Source organism: Burkholderia sp. PU8-34 (assembly GCF_053427725.1).
Genome location: NZ_JBSAXC010000068.1, coordinates 1 through 572, shown reverse-complemented (window position 1 = coordinate 572; position 572 = coordinate 1). Strand labels below are relative to the sequence as shown.

The window sequence follows — 572 nt, the reverse complement described above, 5'->3', positions numbered from 1 at the left end:
GCGATCGGCGTCGCGATGGACGTGACGAACGAGGACGCCGTCAACGCCGGCATCGACAAGGTCGCCGAGACGTTCGGCTCGGTCGACATCCTCGTGTCGAACGCGGGCATCCAGATCGTGAACCCGATCGAGAACTACTCGTTCGCCGACTGGAAGAAGATGCAGGCGATTCACGTCGACGGCGCGTTCCTGACGACGAAGGCCGCGCTCAAGCACATGTACAAGGACGATCGCGGCGGCGTCGTGATCTACATGGGTTCGGTGCACTCGCACGAAGCGTCGCCGCTGAAGTCGGCATACGTGACGGCGAAGCACGGGCTGCTCGGTCTCGCACGCGTGCTGGCGAAGGAAGGCGCGAAGCACAACGTGCGTTCGCACGTCGTGTGCCCGGGCTTCGTGCGCACGCCGCTCGTCGACAAGCAGATTCCGGAGCAGGCAAAGGAGCTCGGGATCAGCGAAGAGGAAGTGGTGAAGAAGGTGATGCTCGGCAACACGGTCGACGGCGTGTTCACGACGGTGCAGGACGTCGCGCAGACGGTGCTGTTCCTGTCGGCGTTCCCGAGCGCCGCGCT

General features: G+C 64.3%; 1 protein-coding gene. It reads left to right on the top strand.

The window, feature by feature from the left end; genetic code table 11:
* A partial coding sequence (locus ACV22Z_RS35730) for a 3-hydroxybutyrate dehydrogenase (protein ID WP_448080940.1) occupies nt 1–572 on the top strand: 572 nt, incomplete at both ends.